Source organism: Micromonospora sp. DT41, from assembly GCF_049841715.1.
In the GTDB taxonomy this organism is placed as follows: domain Bacteria; phylum Actinomycetota; class Actinomycetes; order Mycobacteriales; family Micromonosporaceae; genus Micromonospora; species Micromonospora profundi.
Map to the genome: position 1 here is coordinate 455,218 of NZ_JBNCKU010000003.1, position 16,865 is coordinate 472,082.

Sequence of the window (16,865 nt, forward strand, 5' to 3'; positions counted from 1 at the left end):
TCGCGCCGGGAGGGGGGCCCGGTGACCGGGGCGGACGTGCTGCTGCTCGCCCTGGGCGCGGTCGCGGTCGGTGCCGGGGTGCTTGTGGTGACCACGAAGCACCTGGTCCGGGCCGGGCTCTACCTTGTGGTGTGTCTGGGCGCCCTGGCCGGTGACTATCTGGTGCTCGGCGCCGAGTTGGTCGCCTGGGTGCAGGTGCTGATCTACGTGGGCGCGGTGGTGGTGCTGCTGTTGTTCGCGGTGATGCTGACGCGGGCCCCGATCGGAGCGTCCGACGATCTGGACCGGCCCGGCTGGCCGGCCGCGCTGATCGGTGGTGGCGCCGGCCTGGGCCTGAGCGTCCTGCTTGTCGACGCGTACCGGTGGAGCACAGTCGCGCTGCCCGACACGGGCACCGCCGAACGGCTCGGCGAGCAGATCTTCGCCTCGTGGGTGCTGCCGTTCGAGGTGCTCTCCGTGCTGCTGCTGTCCGCCCTGGTCGGCGCTGTGGTGCTGTCCCGGCCGGACATCGGCCGGCAGGCCCCGCCCGGCGACGGGACGGGTACGGCGGCCGAGGTGGACTCCGGGGGTCGCCGGTGAGGCCGGTCATCCCGTACGTCACCGCCGCGCTGCTGTTCGGCCTCGGCGTGTACGGCGTGCTGCGCCGTCGCAACGCCGTGCTGGTGCTGATGTCGGTCGAGCTGATGCTCAACGCGGTGAACCTCATCCTCGTCACCGCCGACACGACTGCCCGTGCGGTGCTGCCGCACTCCGGTCAGGTCTTCGCGTTGTTCGTCATCGTTCTCGCCGCCGCGGAGATCGGAGTGGGGTTGGCGATCGTCCTTCAGCTCTACCGTCTGCGGGCGACAGTGGCGGTGGACGAGGTGCCGCTCACCGAGCCCGCTGACCCGCCGGAGGCCGGCGCTGGGCGGGAGCCGGCCACCGCGGGCCCGGAGGTGGGCCGGTGAGCGGGCTGCTCGGGGCATTGCTGCCCGCCGTACCGCTGGTGGCAGGTCTGGTCGGGCTGCTGCTGCCGCCGGCCCCACGCGATCCGGGCGGGGGTGAGCGGGCGCGGCGGGTGGCAGTGGCGCTCGGGGTCGCCGGTGCCGCCGTCGCGCTGGCGCTGGCCGTCGCGCTGCTTGTCACAGTCGACTCCCCGACGGAGACCTCGACGACCTGGATCGACCTCGGCGGGTTGACGGTGACCCTCGGCGTACGCCTGGACGGCGCCGCCGCACTCGTCGCCGTCGCTGTCACAGCTGTCGCGCTTGCCGTGCAGGTCTACTCGATCGGCTACCTGCGGCGCGGTCCACACGACGACGTCGACGTCGACCACCGCTACCCGCCGTACGCCGCCCAGATCAGCCTCTTCACCGCCGCCATGCTGCTGGTGGTCGTCGCGGGTGACCTGGTGATGCTGCTTGTCGGCTGGGAGGTGATGGGCCTCTGCTCGTACCTGCTCATCGCCCACGACCGGCGACTGCCCGGCGCTCCGGCCGCCGCCATGAAGGCGTTCCTGGTGACCCGGGTCGGCGATGTGGGCTTCCTGCTCGGCATCGCGCTGCTCGGCGTGTCGGCGGGCAGTTTCCGGATCGCCGACGTGCTCGCCCACGACCACTCCGGCGCGACCCTGACCGCCGCCGGTCTGCTGCTGCTGGCCGGGGTTGCCGGCAAGAGCGCCCAGTTCCCGCTGCACACCTGGCTGCCGGACGCGATGGCCGGACCGACGCCCATCTCCGCGCTGATCCACGCCGCGACGATGGTCGCCGCCGGGGTGTACGCGGTGACCCGGCTCTACCCGCTGTTCACCGCCGCACCGGTGACGCTGACAGTGCTCGGCGTGATCGGTTCGATCACCCTGCTGCTCGGCGCGCTGGCAGCCACCGCGCAGGACGACATCAAACGGGTGCTGGCCTGGTCGACCGTCTCCCAGTTGGGCTACATGACCGGCGCGCTGGCTGTCGGTTCGCCGTCGGCAGCGCTGTTCCACCTGCTCACCCACGCGGCGTTCAAGGCGTTGCTGTTCCTCGCGGCGGGCGCGGTGATCCACGCGGTGGGCACCACCCTCATGTCGGAGATGGGCGGGCTGCGCCGCAGCATGCCTGTGACGTTCTGGTGCACCGTGGTGGGCCTGGGCGCGCTGGCGGGGGTGCCTCCGCTGGCCGGCTTCTGGAGCAAGGACGGCGTGCTGGCGGTCGCCGAGTCGGCCGCCCTGGAGGGCACCGGCCCGGCGCCGTCGTGGGTGGGCTGGCTGGTCTGGCTCGCCGGGCTCGTGGGCGTGGCGATCACCGCCTGGTACGCCGGCCGACTGCTGCTGCGAGCCTTCTTCGGCGCTCCCCGGCTGCCGCTGGTCCAGCCGCACGACCCGCCGGCCGTCATGCGGTGGCCGGTGCTGCTGCTGGCCGTGCCGGCCGCGCTGCTCGGCCTCGCCGGGTTCGTCGGGGCGTTCGCCGACCGGCTGCGGTTCGCCACAGTGCCGGTGGCCGGTGCCGAGGACGGTCTGGTCCACATCGGGCCGGGGCTGTTGCTGCCGCTGGCGTTGCTGCTGGCCGGGGCGGGGCTGGTCTGGCTGGGCTGGCGGCGGGACACCACCGCCGACCCGGCGGGCGCGCTGGGTCCGCTGCGGCCGGTCTTCGCCAGCGCGTTCCGGCTCGACGACGTCCAGCACACACTTGTCGTACGTCCCGTCCGGGCGCTTGCGCGCGCCGCGCGTACCGGTGACGAGTCGGTAGTGGACGGCGCTGTCGAGGGCAGTGGGCGGGTCGCGTCCGGGCTGGGCGCCGGGCTGGCCGCGCTGCACCGTGCGGCGTTGCCCCGCGCGGCGGCCGGTGTGCTTGCCGGTGCGCTGCTGATCGGCCTGGCGGCGGCCCTGATCGGGGTGGCCCGGTGAGTGCGAGGAGTGAGCCGGTGTTGCGAGCCCCGCAGTCGCGAACGAAGGTGGCCCGGTGAGCGCGAGGAGTGAGCCGGTGTTGCGAGCCCCGCAGTCGCGAACGAAGGTGGCCCGGTGAGTGCGAGGAGTGAGCCGGTGTTGCGAGCCCCGCAGTCGCGAACGAAGGCGACGCCATGAGTATTGGCCAGGTGTTGCTTGTTGCGGTGCTGGTGGTGCCGGCGCTCGGCGCGGTAGCGGTGGCGGCGACGCCCCGGGACCGGGCGGCCCGGCTGGTGGGCACTGTCGCGGCGGCGCTGACCCTGCTGGCCGCGGTACCGCTGGTGTTCGGGGGCCGGGGGTGGTTCGCCTGGTCGGCGGGCACGCCGGCGGTGCGCCCGTGGCATCAGGTGGACCTGCAGTGGGTGCCCGGCCTGGACCTGCGCTTCCACCTCGGCGTCGACGGGATCTCCTGGCCGCTCGTGGTGTTGACGGCGCTGCTCACGCTGCTGTGCTGCGCGTACACGATGTGGCGGGTGCCCGAGGGCGGCAGCGGCCGGTCGCTTGTGGCGTTGCTGCTTGTGGTCGAGGTGGGCATCCTGGGCACCTTCCTCGCCCTGGACCTGGTGCTGTTCTTCCTCTTCTTCGAGGTCGTCCTCCTGCCGATGTACGCGATCATCGCCGGCTGGGGTGGTGCGGACCGGCGGCGGGCAGCCCGGAAGTTCGCGCTCTACACGCTGTTCGGGTCAGTGCTGCTGCTGGTCGGCGTGTACGTCGTGGTCGCCGCCGCAGGCACCGCCGACGTGGTGGCGCTTACCGGTGGCGGTGGGCTGTCCCGGGGCACCCAGTTGGCAGCGTTCACGCTGCTCGCGTTGGCGTTCGCTGTGAAGAGTCCGCTCTGGCCGCTGCACTCCTGGCTGCCCGACGCGCACACCCAGGCGCCGACGGTGGGCAGCGTCGTGCTGGCCGGGGTGCTGCTCAAGATGGGCACCTACGGCCTGATCCGGGTGGCGGTGGGGGTGGCACCGGAGGGTGCGCGGTGGGCGGCGCCGGTGTTGGGCGTGCTGGCCGTCGCCGCCATCCTGATCGGTTCTCTCGTCTGCCTCGCCCAGACCGATGTGAAGCGGCTCATCGCGTATTCGAGCGTGGGGCACATGGGTTTCGTGCTGCTGGGCGTCGCCACGTTGACGGCCACCGGCATCCAGGCCGCGCTGATCGGCAACATCGCGCACGGTGTCATCACCGGCCTGCTGTTCTTCCTGGCCGGGGCGGTGAAGGACCGTACCGGCACTGGCACGCTGGCCGACCTGTCCGGGCTGCGGGAGACCGCGCCCCGCCTGGCCGGTCTGCTCGCGTTCGCGGCTGTCGCGTCGCTCGGCCTGCCCGGGCTTGCCGGCTTCTGGGGGGAGGCGTTCGCTGTGGTCGCTGCGGTGCAGGTGGGCGGACCGCTGTGGACCACCCTCGGGGTGCTGGCGGCGGTCGGTGGCGCGCTCACCGCCGCGTACTTCCTGCGGTTGTTGCGTCAGGTCACCCACGGCCGGCCGAGTCCGGCGGTGGGTCGGTCCGGGCCCGGCCTGGCCGGCGCGGAAGTGACAGCGTGGGCACCGCTGGTGCTGCTCGCGCTTGCCATCGGGCTGGTCCCGGCGCTGGTCCTGGGCGTCGCCGAGGCGCCTGTCGACGCGCTGATCGGGGTGGTGGCTCCGTGAGCGCGAGGAGTGAGCCGGGTTTGCGAGCCCCGCAGTCGCGAACGAAGGTGGCCCGTGAGCGCGAGGAGTGAGCCGGTGTTGCGAGCCCCGCAGTCGCGAACGAAGGTGGCCCCGTGACCATGGTGCAGAGCGTGGACAGCGTGGCGCTGCTGCCCGGATACCTGGCGGCAGGCACCGCCGTGCTCGTCCTGCTCACCGATCTGCTGCTGGCCCGGCCACGGGCGACGATTGTGGTGGCCGCGCTCGGCGCGGCAGGCACCGCCGTCGGCTCCGCTCTGGTCGGCGCGGGGGAGCAGCGGCGGACGTTCTGTGTCGGCGCCGACTGTTCCTGGATCTTCGGTGGGCGGGCGGCTCTTGTCGGCGCGGTGGTGGCACTGCTCACCCTTGCTGTGCTCGGGTTGTCGGTGCCGGCGCTGCGGGCCGGGCGGTCGCCGGTGGGGGAGTTCTGCTTCCTGCTCGCCTGCTCGATGACCGGCGGCGTGGTGCTCGGCGCAGCGGGTGACCTGATCACCCTGATCGTGGCCCTGGAGACGCTTACCCTGCCGCTGTACGTGCTTGTCGGCCTGCGCCGGGGCAGCCTCGCCAGTGCCGAGGCGGCGGTGACGTTCTTCGTGGTGAGCGTGGTGGCCACCACGCTGACCTTGCTCGGTGCGGCCCTGCTGTACGCGGTGACCGGCGGGCTGCACCTGGACCGGCTCGGCGCGTTGCTCGCAGATCGGCCGGAGCTGCGGGATCTGCCGCTTACCACCGCGGCCGTGGCGCTGCTGCTGCTGGGGCTGGCGTTCAAGGTGGCGGCGGTGCCGTTCCACGCCTGGGCACCGGCAACGTACGACGGGGCGCCGCTGCCGGTGGCCGCGTACCTGTCGACGGCGTCGAAGCTGGGTGGGCTGGTGGCGCTGCTGGCTGTGGTGCAGCGGGCGTTGCCGGCGGACCAGACGGGCCCGGTGCTCGCCCTGTTGGCGGTGCTCACGATGACCGTCGGCAACCTGGTGGCGCTGCGCCAACGGCGTACCGTCCGGCTGCTCGCCTGGTCGTCGGTGGCCCAGGCCGGCTACATCCTCGCTCCGCTCGGCGCGTTGGCGCTGGTCGCCGGCCGCACGGGCGAGGCCCGGTCCGCCGCGTACGCCGCCGCGATGGCGTACGCGGTCTTCTTCGTGGTGTTGGAGTTGGCGGCGTTCGCCGGGGTGGTCGCGTTGCGCCCGGTGGGTGCGGACGGCGGCACGCTTGCGGACCTGCGGGGAGCGGCCCGCCGGCACCCGTGGCGGGGAACTGCTCTCGGTCTCGCCCTGGTGGGCCTGGCCGGCCTACCGCCAGGGCTGGCCGGGTTGTTCGCGAAGGTGACTGTGGTCCGGTCGCTGCTTGACGGCGGCGGCGCCTGGCTGGCGCTCGTGGTGGCCGTGAACGCGGTGATCGGGTTGGCGTACTACCTGCGGGTGACCGCCGCGCTCTGGGCCTCGCCGCGCCTCGCCGCTCCTGCGGGTCCGAGCGGCGTGGCGGCCGTACCCGTGGTGGGTGTGGTGCTGGCGGTGGCGACGGTGGCCGCCGTGGTGCTCGGCGTCGCCCCCCAGTTGGTGCTCGACCTGGCCGGTCGCTGACCCGAAACCTGCTCCGACCTGGGGATGTCTCAGTTAACTCTCAGCGTTGAGATGGATGGTTGGTGGGTACCGGGTTGTTGAACCGGTCGACGGATCCCGGAGATCCGTGCACCGAAGGAGTGATCGTGCACCACAACCGTCTGAAGACCGCCGCGCTGCTTGGCCTGCTCACCTCGCTGATCCTCGTGGTGGGCTACTGGTTCGGCGGCAGTGGCGGCCTGGTCATCGCTGTCGTCGTTTCGCTCGTCATGAACGGCGTTTCCTACTTCTACTCCGACAAGATCGCTTTGCGCTCGATGGGGGCGCAACCGGTCAGCGAGGCACAGTTCCCCGAGCTGTACCGGATGGTGCGGGAGTTGGCGACCGAGGCCCGGCAGCCGATGCCGCGCCTGTACGTCAGCCCCACGGCGCAGCCCAACGCGTTCGCCACGGGTCGTAACCCGCAGAACGCGGCTGTCTGCGTCACCCAGGGCATCACGGAGATTCTCGACTACCGCGAGTTGCGGGGTGTGATCGGGCACGAGCTGTCACACGTCTACAACCGGGACATCCTGATCTCCAGCGTGGCGGCCGGCCTCGCCAGCATCATCACCCTGCTGGCGAACCTCGCGTTCTTCATTCCGCTGGGCGGCGGGGACGACGAGGACCGGCCCAACCCGGCAGTGCTGCTGCTCACCCTGATCCTGGGGCCGATCGCGGCAAGCATCATCCAGTTGGCGATCAGCCGGAGCCGCGAGTTCCAGGCGGACGCCTCGGGTGCCGCGCTGACGCGTGACCCGCTGGCCCTGGCCAGCGCCCTGCGCAAGATCGATGCGGTGGCGCGGCGTCGGCCGCTGCCTGCCCAGGGCCAGCTCACCAGCACCGCGCACCTCATGATCGCCAACCCGTTCCGGGGTGGTGGCGTCTCGGCGCTCTTCGCCACCCACCCGAAGATGGAGGATCGGGTCGCCCGGCTGGAGAAGATGGCCGCCAACTCGGGGCCGGTGCAGTTCCAGCGCTGACCCGCTGACGTTCGACACTCCGCCCGTACCCGGTCACCGGGTGCGGGCGGAGCTGTGTCTCGGCCGATATCCGGTACCAGCCCACCGATCGACGGCGTTAGGGTCGTAACGGCTCACGCTCATTACAATCTCGGAGGTCCACGGTGGCAGCGCTGCGTCAGTACCTAGGCGTCTGGCGGATCCCCGGTGCTCCCATGTTGCTGGTCGCCGGCATCATCGGGCGGCTCGGGATCGGCATGACCCCGCTGGCGCTGCTGCTGGTGGTCGAGCAGGTGACCGGGCGGTACGCTCTCGCCGCCGTGGCGGGCGGGATCTACGCCGTCTCCGGCGCTGCGCTCAGCCCCGTGGCCGGGCGGATCGCCGACCGGGTCGGCCCGACCCCCGTCCTGCTTGTCACCGCCGTCGCCCACCCGCTGGCGCTCACCGGACTGCTGCTGGCCAGCCGGGCGGGCGACGACGGCCTGCCGGTCATCTACCTGGCGGCCGGCGTCGCCGGTGCGACGTACCCGCCGCTCAGTGCCGCCATCCGCGGGGCCTGGAACGAGCTGACAAGCCTCAACTCCGGCCGATACGCCCTGCGTAACACCGCACTGGCCGCCGAGACCTCGCTCTTCGAGATCGTCTTCGTGCTCGGGCCGCTGCTCGTGGCCGGCTTCGTCATCTTCGCCGACGCTGCCGCCGCGCTGATCGGAGCGGCAGTGGTCACCCTGGTCGGCACGACCGCCGTGGCCCTCGGTCGGGTCATGCGCGGCTGGCGTCCGCACCCGCGTGAGCACCACGCCCGAGGGCTCGGCCCGCTGCGGGTAGCCGGCTTCCCGGCCCTGCTTGTCTGCGTGGCAGGCCTCGGCATCGCGTTCGGCGCCGCAGGTGTGACAGTCCCCGCGTACGCCGGCAACTCCAGCGCCGACGACCCGGAGAGCCTCGCCGGGATCCTGCTGGCGGTCTGGGGTGTCGGCAGCGCGATCGGCGGGTTCTGGTTCGGTGTCCGCCGGCCGGCCGCGAACATGACCCGACAGTTCGCGCTGCTGCTCGCCGCAGTGGCCGGCTCGTTCCTGGTGTTCGCGGTGATGCCCACACCACTGGCGCTTGGCGTCGCGCTTGTCATCGGTGGGGCCACCATCGCACCCGCGCTGACCCTGGAGAACACCCTGGTCGGCCGGATCGCGCCGACGGGCATGCTGAACGAGGCGTACACCTGGGTGGTCACCGTGGCCGTGGCGACGAGCGCCGTCGGCGGCGCGGGAGCCGGCCTGATCGTGGATCACGGCGGCGGCGTGCCGTGGGCCTTCGTGTTCGCCGGGGCGGCGGTCGCCGTCGCGGCCGCAGTGGCCGCACTGCCCGCCGGGCCCATCGCCCGAGCAGAAACCGCGACGGTACGCGCCGAAGAGCCCGTCACCGTCTGACCGCGTCGGCTTCCGTCGCGCTGTCTTGCGTGGTGGTCGCCGTCTTGCGTGGTGGTCGCCGTCTTGCGTGGTGGTGGCCGGCTTGCGTGGTGGTTGCCGGCTTGATCGACTCGGCTTCCGTGAAATCGGGGTATCCGCGTAGCCAGGACGCCCCGACTTCCAGGAACCCGAGTCGATCTCACCCGCGCCGGGCTGGCTGGTCGCCCGTGAAGGGCAGCGGACAGCAGGTGCTGCCCGCGCAGGCGACCAGATCGTCACAGCCGGCGGAGATCGCCGCCAGCAGGGAGTCCCGGACGGCGGTGAGGTCGGCCAGCCTGCGATCCACCTCGGCCAGCTTCGCCGTGACACGGGCCGACAGGCCGGTACGCGCATGGGGGCGCCGGTCCGCGCCGAGCAGGTCAGTCACCTCGTCGAGCGTGAAGCCGAGACGCTGCGCCGTCTTGATGACCCGGAGCCGGGTGACCGACTCCGCAGGGTAGATCCGATGCCCGCCAGGGGAGCGCCTGGGCGCGGCGAGCAGTCCACGACGCTCGTAGTAGCGCAACGTCTGCGGATTCACGCCCGCAGCGTCCGCTAGTTGTCCACTGCGCAACCCGTCGGGTGGGCTCGTGGTCGCGGACAGGTCTGCGGGTGCCGGCGTGCTGTTGTCGGGAGCGGGTGCGACGTCGGGGGTGTGCGCGGTGCCTTCGGTCAGGGCGGTGCAGTCGGGGGCGTGCGCGCTGCCGCTGCTTGGGTGTGTGCCGTGGGGCGCGCGTGCGCTGCGGCCGGTTGAAGGTGCGTCGTCGGGTGTGCGTGCGCTGCTTTCCGTTTGAGGTGTGCGGTGGAGCGTGTGCCTGCTGGGTTCGGCTGGAGGCGTGCCGTCGGGTGTGGCCCTGCCGGCTGCGCGTACCCGGTCGGCGAGGGCATCGAGGACGCCGACGCGTGACGCTGGCACCCGAACGTCGAGGGTCACGGCGTCCGGGCCGTGCCGCGTGACGTCGAAGGTGAAGAATGAGCAGCACGCCGACTCTCGGGCGCTCAGGTCCCGCGCGGTGTGCTCGGCCTCCGCCGTACCGGCCAGGTGTAGTCGCAGGTGTCGCGCCGACGGCCGGTCGAGCCAACGGACAGCCTCGGCGAAGAACCTGTCGAACTCAGCCACGCGGACGGGCTGCTCAACGGTGGGCAGGCGGCAGGACTCGGGAACCCACGTGTCGCCGGCCGCTGGGTGTTCGTCGGTCACCATCCGACGGTAAGCCCGTACCCCGGTACCGGATGCAAGCCCTGTGGCCCGTCGCCGTCGACGTACCCGGATGTCACAACTGCTGGCGACGGCGGCCGTGGTGCCGGCGTGCCGTCGATCTGCCGCCATGGGGCCGGTCCAGCAGAATGGCCACCATGGCCAAGCTGCTGTACTCAGCGACCGCGTCGCTCGACGGCTACATAGCCGGGCCGGGCGGAGACATGTCCTGGCTGACCGAGCACCTCACCGGCGAGAACGCGACAGCCGAGCGTCTGCTGGCGGACGTCGGCGCCATCCTGGCCGGCAACCGCACCTTCGGCGGCGACGACCCCAACCGCGGCACCGACAGTGAGGGAGCGTTCGGAGGCCAGTACCACGGACCGGTGTTCGTGCTCACCCACCGGCCGCCGGCCGAACCAGCCGAGGACGTCACGTTCGTCGGTGACCTGCGCAGCGCCGTCGCGCAGGCCAAGGATGCTGCCGGCGACAGGTACGTGAACGTCCTCGGCGCGGACGTCGCCAGACAGTGCCTGCGCGCCGGGCTGCTCGACGAGGTGCTGATCTTCTTTGCGCCGGTGCTGCTCGGAGACGGGGTGCGCATGTTCGACGACCCAGGCGGCGCGCAGGTGCGGCTGGCGCCGATCCCCGGCGAGACCGCGCACTGGTACAGCGTCGTCCGCTGACCCGGTGGCCCGGCCCGCCGAGAAGCCGGCTGCGCACCCGGCGGTGGTCGGCCCTGACTAGCGGTAGTTGGTGAACTGGAGGGCGACGCCGAAGTCCTCACCCTTGAGCAGCGAGATGACCGCTTGGAGGTCGTCGCGCTTCTTGCCGGTGACGCGCAGCTGGTCGCCCTGGATCTGGGCCTGGACGCCCTTGGGGCCCTCGTCGCGGATCTTCTTGCTGATCGCCTTGGCCTTGTCGGTCTCGATGCCCTGGATCACCTTGCAGTCGATCTTGAAAATCTTGCCGGAGGGCCGAGCCTCGCCGGCGTCCAACGACTTCAACGAGATGTTCCGCTTGACCAGCTTCTCCTTGAAGACGTCCAACGCGGCGCGGACCCGCTCCTCGGTCTCCGCCTGCAAGCCGATCGCCTCCTCGCCCGACCAGGAGATCTCCGCGCCCGTACCGCGGAAGTCGAACCGCGTCGAGAGCTCCTTCTCCGCCTGACGGAGGGCGTTGTCGACCTCCTGGCGGTCAACCTTGCTCACGATGTCGAAAGACGGGTTCGCTGGCATGCGTCTGCTCCTGCTGTCCGGCGGTCTGGTCCTACCATCGGCCGCCGACCAGCGGCACGACCCCCTGACCGTACCCGGTTGCGCCGGTCCCGGGGTGAGCCGCTATCCTTGCTTCCGCCGCCGCGTTGCGACGCGGTGGGGTGCCCTGGCGGGTTGCCCGAGCGGCCAATGGGAGCGGACTGTAAATCCGTCGCGAAAGCTACAGAGGTTCGAATCCTCTACCCGCCACCAGGTGCAGACACGGCCCCTGACCAGCAGAGATGCTGATCGGGGGCCGTCGCCGTTGATCTGGCTGAGTCCAGCGGTTGCCGACTGGTCGTGGGCAGATGGTGGGCGGGTCGATCTTGCCGGCTGAGGACTCTTGTGGGGCTGCGAACGCTAGGGTTGGTGTCTGTGTCCGGCCCGGTGGAGTCCGTGCGTGTAGCGATCGCCTGAGGGTCCGCGGTGAGGGTCCGCAGTGAGGTGTCGCCGGCTGCGGGAGAGGGACCGGTGGCAAGCCAGTCCCGGGGTTGGACTGGCGCGGCAGGCGGAAGCCCCGGCCGTCAACGAGGCCGACCGGTTCGGCTTCCGTACCGCCTGGTCGTGATCGTGCCGCCGGCCAGATCAACAGAGTCGGGGCGGCGGTCCGGCGGCAGTCGGTGGCTCTCCGCCCCGGCGCCGTAGGCGGCCGGGGCGGCTTGCCGCCGGCCGGGTTACCGCCCCGCGGCGCGCGGAACGCGGCGCCTTGATCCAGAACAGAGGAAATCGGCAGCGACGAGGGTTTGCCCTCGACCCAGGTTGCCGCCAACTGGGCGAACCGGAAGCAGGTAGCGACGACTCTGGATCAAGCGAAACATACCGCGTGATCGGACGCGCCGCGATGCCCTGAGCATGGTCGGGGCTGGCGCAGCAGCGCGGCGCTCGTCGACGATCCCCGCCTGTGACCTCCGTCGGAAGTCCCCTTGCACCACAGTCTGTGCCGTCACACGATCCAAAACTCGGTGCACCTACTGGCGCCGTCGTCGGACTAGGCTGGCGCGGGGTTCTCGACCTCGGGGCCTTGGTGACGGTTTTCAAGGAGAACGAGATCGTTGATGGCTAGCGACGCCGAAGTAGATGGGCTTCCTCCCCACTGGGAGGTTCGTAAGCTCGCGGAGCTTGCGGATGCCCGCGGGGGTTTGCAGTTGACGCCGGCGAGGAACGGGGGCGAGACTCCGTACATTAGAGCAGCCAACATCGTCGGCCGTAGGCTGGATATCAGTGATATCAAAACCATGGCGGTGTCGGAGTCGGAACTCTCTTCCTATGTTCTTCAGCCGGGGGACGTGCTAGTCGCAGAAGCCTCGGGAAGCGCCGATCTCGTTGGTCGCTCGGCGGTGTGGCAAGGCGAAATATCGCCGTGCGTCTTCCAAAACAAAATCATCAGAATTCGCTCATCCCTTGTGCAGCCCTACTTCATGCACATCGCGCTGGAGCACTACAGGCTGCAGGGCCGATTTGCTGGTGAGGCGAGGGGAATCGGAATCCAACACCTTGGCCTTCGCAAGCTAAGAAGTCTAGAGATCCCGGTACCGCCGCCTGCGGAACAGGTTCAGATTAGCAATAGCCTTCGCACACGGCTCGAAAAGCTGACGGAAGCGCGCGAGCGCCTGAACGCGGCATTGGTTACAATCGGAATACAAGAAGACGAGGTGTTAGAGCTAACCTCCACGGGTCGACTACTTCAAAGCGCGCAAGGGGCGTCGTGGAGGGAAGCAACTCTTGGAGAGATGGGCGAACTAAGGTCCGGATTGGCCAGGAGCCCCAAGAATGCAACCGGCGATTTCCTGGTGGCATATCTCCGGGTAGCAAATGTGCACGAGGACCGCATTGACTTCGATGATATAAAACTGATCAACCTGGCACCCGACAGGCGGAACCTGTTCACGTTGCAGCCAGGCGACATCCTGTTGGCGCAAGGCCAGAGCCCAGAACTTCTGGGCAGGCCGGCGCTATTCGAGGGCTATGAAGGCGATATCTCTTTCCAGAACCACATACTCCGTTACCGCTGCTCTGGCCCGCTGGATCCGCGTTTTGCGCTTCTGGTGTTAAGGCACTACTTCAGAACCGGCGTCTTTCGTGATATTGCCCGTGGAGCGACCAATATCGCGCACTTTACTCTGCCTGCGTTCTCGGCGTTACCCATCTCTCTACCTGAGGTAGACACGCAGAGGCGCCTTGCTGGCGAAGCTCACAGGCAGCTCGCTCAACTGGCAGCGCAACGAGCGGCCGTGCGGCAATCCTTGGCCGGCCTGCCTGGACTTGAGAAGGAGCTGTACGGGATGGCTGCAACAGGCAACCTGACTAAGAAGAATGAAACGGGCGGCACTGCGGCGAGTCTCTTGCAGGGCCTGGAGACGGTGCGTCAGCGGGGACAGCAGCCGCAGCCGATTCGCATACGGGTAGCAAGAACAAGGACAGAAACACCGAGAGGTTCAATAGAGGAAGACGTGCCGCTCGCCGCCCGCATGCTTCAGGTTTTGGCCGAGACGAGTAGCGGCATCACGATGGTTGAATTGCTGCCACGGCTTGGCCTTGACAAGAATAGCGTGGAGGACGTCGAAAGCCTGTACGTGGCCATCCGGTCGCAGCCTGCGGGAAGCATTACGGTGAGCGGGGACACAGAGAACGCGCGGATCGAGGCGAGGCCCCATGCGCCTGCGTGACCTTTGGATCGACCACTTCAAGAACCTTCGGGACTTGCACGTCGATTTCGACGAAACGTCGCCCTATACAGTCCTTGTGGGCGAAAATGGCGCAGGTAAGTCGAACCTGATAGAAGCAATAGCAATCATATTCCGGAACCTGGACTTGGATGAGAAAAGTGCCCTGACCTATCGAATCGAGTATGAGGTTCGCGAAGTCACGGTTCGCATTCACGCAACGAAGGGTCGGTGGCCAGAGTTTTACTTGAAGGACCCTGTAAATGACGAGGGCCTTTTCCCCGAGGACGAGGATACGGCGTTCAAGTCCATAAGCAGGCGAGTATTTATGGAGCTTGCCCCTGACGGAGGGCCTCGCTATAGGCCAGCCTTTGTCTTTGGTTATTATTCAGGCCCTAGTGATCGGCTTAAGCGAGTCTTCGATAAGCACCAAGAACGATTTTACAGCGCGATTATCAAGCCCCTTGACAAATCGGCGAAGGCGACGAGGCGTGACCCCAACGAGTTGCGGCGCCTGTTCTATGCACAAAATTTACACGGGCAATTCGCACTTCTCTCGTTTTTCATGAACCAGGGCAGTGATGGCGATGATGATCGATTGTTCATCAAGGAGCGGTTGCAGATCGACGGCCTAGACAGCGTTCTGTTCGTGCTTCACCAGCCGAACTGGTCTCGTAGGTCGGGCGGAGATCAGCGTTTCTGGGGCGCGGAAGGGGAGGTGCAGGAGTTCTTAGCCCGACTTTATGACTCTGCTTATCTCCCGCTGCGAACTGCTCGACGGTACGTGACAGGGTTAACGAAGGCTCAATCAGTCGAGCACCTATACCTATTTCTAAAAGACGCACGCTCGTTATCGAATGTCTACGAACAATACGGCGACCAATACCGCTTCTTTACCGCCCTTGAGAGTACGCACCTTTCACGGCTACTTCTTGAGGTTCGCACCAGGGTTCGGATGACTCCAGAAGCTGGTGGCGGCGAGGTTAATTATCGTGATCTCAGCGAGGGTGAACAGCAGCTTCTACTTGTCCTGGGACTCCTTAAATTCACTGCACAGGACGAGGCGCTCTTCCTGCTGGATGAGCCTGATACCCACCTGAATCCAGCTTGGAGCGTGGAGTATCTGGACTTCCTAAACCACTTTATGGCGATGCGGGAGCGAGCGGGATCATGCCACATTGTCATGAACACGCACGATCCCTTAGTATTTGCTCGGCTTGACCGGTCTGAGGTTGTCATCATGACGCGGGATGAAACCGGAATCGGGCGCGCCACAGTGCCGGACCAATCGCCGAAGGGCATGGGCGTCGGCGCTATCCTCACGAGCGATCTGTTTCGCCTGCGATCGACTCTTGACCCCGACACTCAGCAAGATCTAGATCGTCAGCGATTTCTAGCAATGTCGGCCCGCACCCCAGCGGAGAACGAAGAGCTCAGGGTGTTAAACGCTCGTCTGCGCGAACTCGGATTGACCATGGCGGCACGCGACCCGCTGTATGAACTTTTCCTCCGTGCTTGGACTAGGAGCGAGGACCCCGCGTGGCTGGAGACTCCGGATTTGAGCCCAGACGAACGCGAGGCGCGCGACAGGTTAGCTGATTCAATTGTGGCCGAACTGCGCGAGGAGGCCCGTGGGGTATGAGGTTCATCAATCGCGAGGAGCTAAAGCCTAAAATCTCTCACCTTCTGCCCGCTCTCGCTGCGGCCGCTGCGGCGGTCAGTGCGGAGACAGATCCTGTGAGGCGAAAGAAGGTGATAAATGATTATCAACCGGCGTGGACAGCCTTGCGTGAGGAGATGTCGATCCTTTCTCACGGGAAATGTTGGTATACGGAGAGTAAAAACCCGGGCACCGATGACGACGTTGACCACTTCCGCCCCAAGAGCAAAGTACAGGACTGCGCGGAGCATCCCGGATACTACTGGCTAGCGTTTGACTGGAAGAACTTCCGCTTGAGTTGTCACCATGCGAATCGGCCCAGGCGTGCGCGTGACTCGTCTGAAACTGGTGGCAAGGGAGCGAAATTTCCGCTTTCGGACGAGTCTAAGCGAGCGTTCTCTGAGGAAAATCCTTTGGAGGCTGAGAGCCCGCTCTATCTGGATCCCTGCGACCCAGAAGATCCGCCGAAAATTACGTTTTGGCCTAACGGGCAATCGGCGGTTTCACCCCTATACAGGAGCGATGCTGCTGCTGTGGTCATGTGGGAAGAGAGCCGCATAGGCCTACACATTGACTGGCCGGATTTCGTCGACGCGAGGCTCGAGCTCTATCACAAGGTTGAACGGCTGGTGGACCGGGGGGCACGAGAAGCGCCAAAGCCGGGCGGTCAAAACACGGCCGCGTTCAAAGACATCATTCGTGACCTGCTAGGCTTGATGAAGCCAAATGCTGAATTTTCGATGGCTGCCCGCGCGTACATTGAGATTTCAGCCATGTGTGGTGGGTTGAGCGCATAGTTCTGAGGGTGTGACGGATGGTTAATGGAGTGACAACGAAGGTCGCTTCGTCTGAGGCCCTCGTGCGTAAGCTTTGGGCGTTTTGTAATGTTCTCAGAGATGATGGTCTCTCGTACCCCGACTACGTCGAACAGCTCACGTATCTGCTGTTCCTAAAGATGGCCTCTGAAGAAGGCAATGAGCAGCTACCTAAGGCTCTAAACTGGGAGTACCTGACTTCCGCAGTAGACGCTGTCGAAATGCAATCTAAGTACGGCGAGATCCTTCGAGGACTAAGTCTGCGGCCGGGAATTTTGGGATTAATTTTCAGTCACGCTCGCAATAAGATTTCCGATCCAGCGAAGCTCCGTCTGTTGGTCGAGCAACTGATTGGCACGATCGACTGGACGCAACTCTCATTCGACGTCAAGGGTGATACGTATGAGGGCTTACTAGAGAAGAATGCTCGGGATACTAAGAGTGGGGCGGGTCAGTATTTCACGCCGCGCCCGTTAGTGGACGCGATGGTGGAATGCGTCGACCCTAAGGGACGTCTCGTAACTTGGTGGTCGGTCCATGGTGGATCATCTTGGGGTGCAGGTGATCTCGGCGGCTCGCCAGGAGTGGATCTTTCCGTTCACCGGGCTGCAGCCCGCCCAGTTCCGCAGGCTGGTCCGGTTGGTCGCCGAGCGTGGTGGTGACGCGATTGCCGACGGTCGGCCGGGACGGCAGTGGTCTCTCGAC

General features: G+C 67.4%; 13 protein-coding genes, 1 tRNA gene and 2 pseudogenes. 14 read left to right on the forward strand and 2 right to left on the reverse strand.

Annotation, left to right across the window (positions count from 1 at the left end):
- The first annotated feature begins 21 nt into the window (after positions 1-21).
- The 7 genes from ACLQ23_RS08500 (at position 22) to ACLQ23_RS08530 (ending at position 8,550) form a co-directional block, all read left to right on the forward strand.
- A complete protein-coding gene (locus tag ACLQ23_RS08500; RefSeq protein ID WP_355589482.1) occupies positions 22-579 on the forward strand; it encodes an NADH-quinone oxidoreductase subunit J family protein in 558 nt (185 codons plus the stop codon).
- Positions 576-947: an NADH-quinone oxidoreductase subunit NuoK gene (nuoK, locus tag ACLQ23_RS08505; protein ID WP_355589480.1), complete on the forward strand. Its 372-nt coding sequence runs from the start codon at positions 576-578 to the stop codon at positions 945-947. Before ACLQ23_RS08500 ends, nuoK begins: the two co-directional genes overlap by 4 nt.
- On the forward strand, positions 944-2,869 hold the full coding sequence (locus ACLQ23_RS08510) for an NADH-quinone oxidoreductase subunit L (RefSeq protein WP_355589478.1): 1,926 nt from the start codon (positions 944-946) through the stop codon (positions 2,867-2,869). Before nuoK ends, ACLQ23_RS08510 begins: the two co-directional genes overlap by 4 nt.
- Before the next feature lie 173 nt (positions 2,870-3,042).
- On the forward strand, positions 3,043-4,551 hold the full coding sequence (locus tag ACLQ23_RS08515) for a complex I subunit 4 family protein (protein WP_355589476.1): 1,509 nt from the start codon (positions 3,043-3,045) through the stop codon (positions 4,549-4,551).
- 113 nt (positions 4,552-4,664) lie between these two features.
- Positions 4,665-6,146, forward strand: coding sequence for an NADH-quinone oxidoreductase subunit N (locus ACLQ23_RS08520; protein ID WP_355589474.1), 1,482 nt, complete (start codon positions 4,665-4,667; stop codon positions 6,144-6,146).
- Between the two features lie 125 nt (positions 6,147-6,271).
- Positions 6,272-7,147 (forward strand): zinc metalloprotease HtpX, encoded by an 876-nt coding sequence (gene htpX, locus ACLQ23_RS08525; RefSeq protein ID WP_355589472.1) that lies wholly within the window; start codon positions 6,272-6,274, stop codon positions 7,145-7,147.
- 143 nt (positions 7,148-7,290) lie between these two features.
- Positions 7,291-8,550, forward strand: coding sequence for an MFS transporter (locus ACLQ23_RS08530; protein ID WP_355589470.1), 1,260 nt, complete (start codon positions 7,291-7,293; stop codon positions 8,548-8,550).
- Between the two features lie 178 nt (positions 8,551-8,728).
- Here ACLQ23_RS08530 and ACLQ23_RS08535 read toward each other — a convergent pair whose 3' ends face one another.
- Positions 8,729-9,769 (reverse strand): MerR family transcriptional regulator, encoded by a 1,041-nt coding sequence (locus ACLQ23_RS08535; protein ID WP_355589468.1) that lies wholly within the window; start codon positions 9,767-9,769, stop codon positions 8,729-8,731.
- A gap of 155 nt (positions 9,770-9,924) precedes the next feature.
- Here ACLQ23_RS08535 and ACLQ23_RS08540 point away from each other — a divergent pair, with 155 nt between their 5' ends.
- Entirely contained in the window at positions 9,925-10,452 is a 528-nt protein-coding gene (locus ACLQ23_RS08540; protein WP_355589466.1) for a dihydrofolate reductase family protein, read from the forward strand.
- 57 nt (positions 10,453-10,509) lie between these two features.
- Here ACLQ23_RS08540 and ACLQ23_RS08545 read toward each other — a convergent pair whose 3' ends face one another.
- The gene (locus ACLQ23_RS08545) at positions 10,510-11,004 is read right to left on the reverse strand and encodes a YajQ family cyclic di-GMP-binding protein (RefSeq protein ID WP_053654008.1); all 495 of its coding nucleotides are present in this window, start codon (positions 11,002-11,004) and stop codon (positions 10,510-10,512) included.
- 147 nt (positions 11,005-11,151) lie between these two features.
- Here ACLQ23_RS08545 and ACLQ23_RS08550 point away from each other — a divergent pair.
- The 6 genes and pseudogenes from ACLQ23_RS08550 to ACLQ23_RS08575 all read left to right on the forward strand — a co-directional run.
- Positions 11,152-11,235 (forward strand) — tRNA-Tyr (locus ACLQ23_RS08550).
- A gap of 842 nt (positions 11,236-12,077) precedes the next feature.
- Entirely contained in the window at positions 12,078-13,688 is a 1,611-nt protein-coding gene (locus ACLQ23_RS08555) for a restriction endonuclease subunit S (RefSeq protein ID WP_425880495.1), read from the forward strand.
- Positions 13,675-15,327, forward strand: coding sequence for an AAA family ATPase (locus tag ACLQ23_RS08560; protein WP_425880496.1), 1,653 nt, complete (start codon positions 13,675-13,677; stop codon positions 15,325-15,327). Before ACLQ23_RS08555 ends, ACLQ23_RS08560 begins: the two co-directional genes overlap by 14 nt.
- Positions 15,324-16,142 (forward strand): hypothetical protein, encoded by an 819-nt coding sequence (locus tag ACLQ23_RS08565; protein WP_425880497.1) that lies wholly within the window; start codon positions 15,324-15,326, stop codon positions 16,140-16,142. The genes ACLQ23_RS08560 and ACLQ23_RS08565 overlap by 4 nt, the downstream gene beginning before the upstream one ends.
- Positions 16,143-16,159: 17 nt before the next feature.
- A pseudogene (locus ACLQ23_RS08570) lies at positions 16,160-16,663 on the forward strand (type I restriction-modification system subunit M N-terminal domain-containing protein); the annotation flags it as partial.
- A 52-nt stretch (positions 16,664-16,715) separates the two neighbouring features.
- Positions 16,716-16,865, forward strand: a pseudogene (locus tag ACLQ23_RS08575) (IS5/IS1182 family transposase); the annotation flags it as partial.

Coding starts and splice junctions, on each gene's coding strand:
- ACLQ23_RS08545 (WP_053654008.1), bottom strand. CDS start 11,004: ATGCCAGCGAACCCGTCTTTCGACATCGTGAGCAAGGTTGACCGCCAG.
- ACLQ23_RS08560 (WP_425880496.1), top strand. CDS start 13,675: ATGCGCCTGCGTGACCTTTGGATCGACCACTTCAAGAACCTTCGGGAC.
- ACLQ23_RS08540 (WP_355589466.1), top strand. CDS start 9,925: ATGGCCAAGCTGCTGTACTCAGCGACCGCGTCGCTCGACGGCTACATA.
- ACLQ23_RS08515 (WP_355589476.1), top strand. CDS start 3,043: ATGAGTATTGGCCAGGTGTTGCTTGTTGCGGTGCTGGTGGTGCCGGCG.
- ACLQ23_RS08565 (WP_425880497.1), top strand. CDS start 15,324: ATGAGGTTCATCAATCGCGAGGAGCTAAAGCCTAAAATCTCTCACCTT.
- ACLQ23_RS08555 (WP_425880495.1), top strand. CDS start 12,078: ATGGCTAGCGACGCCGAAGTAGATGGGCTTCCTCCCCACTGGGAGGTT.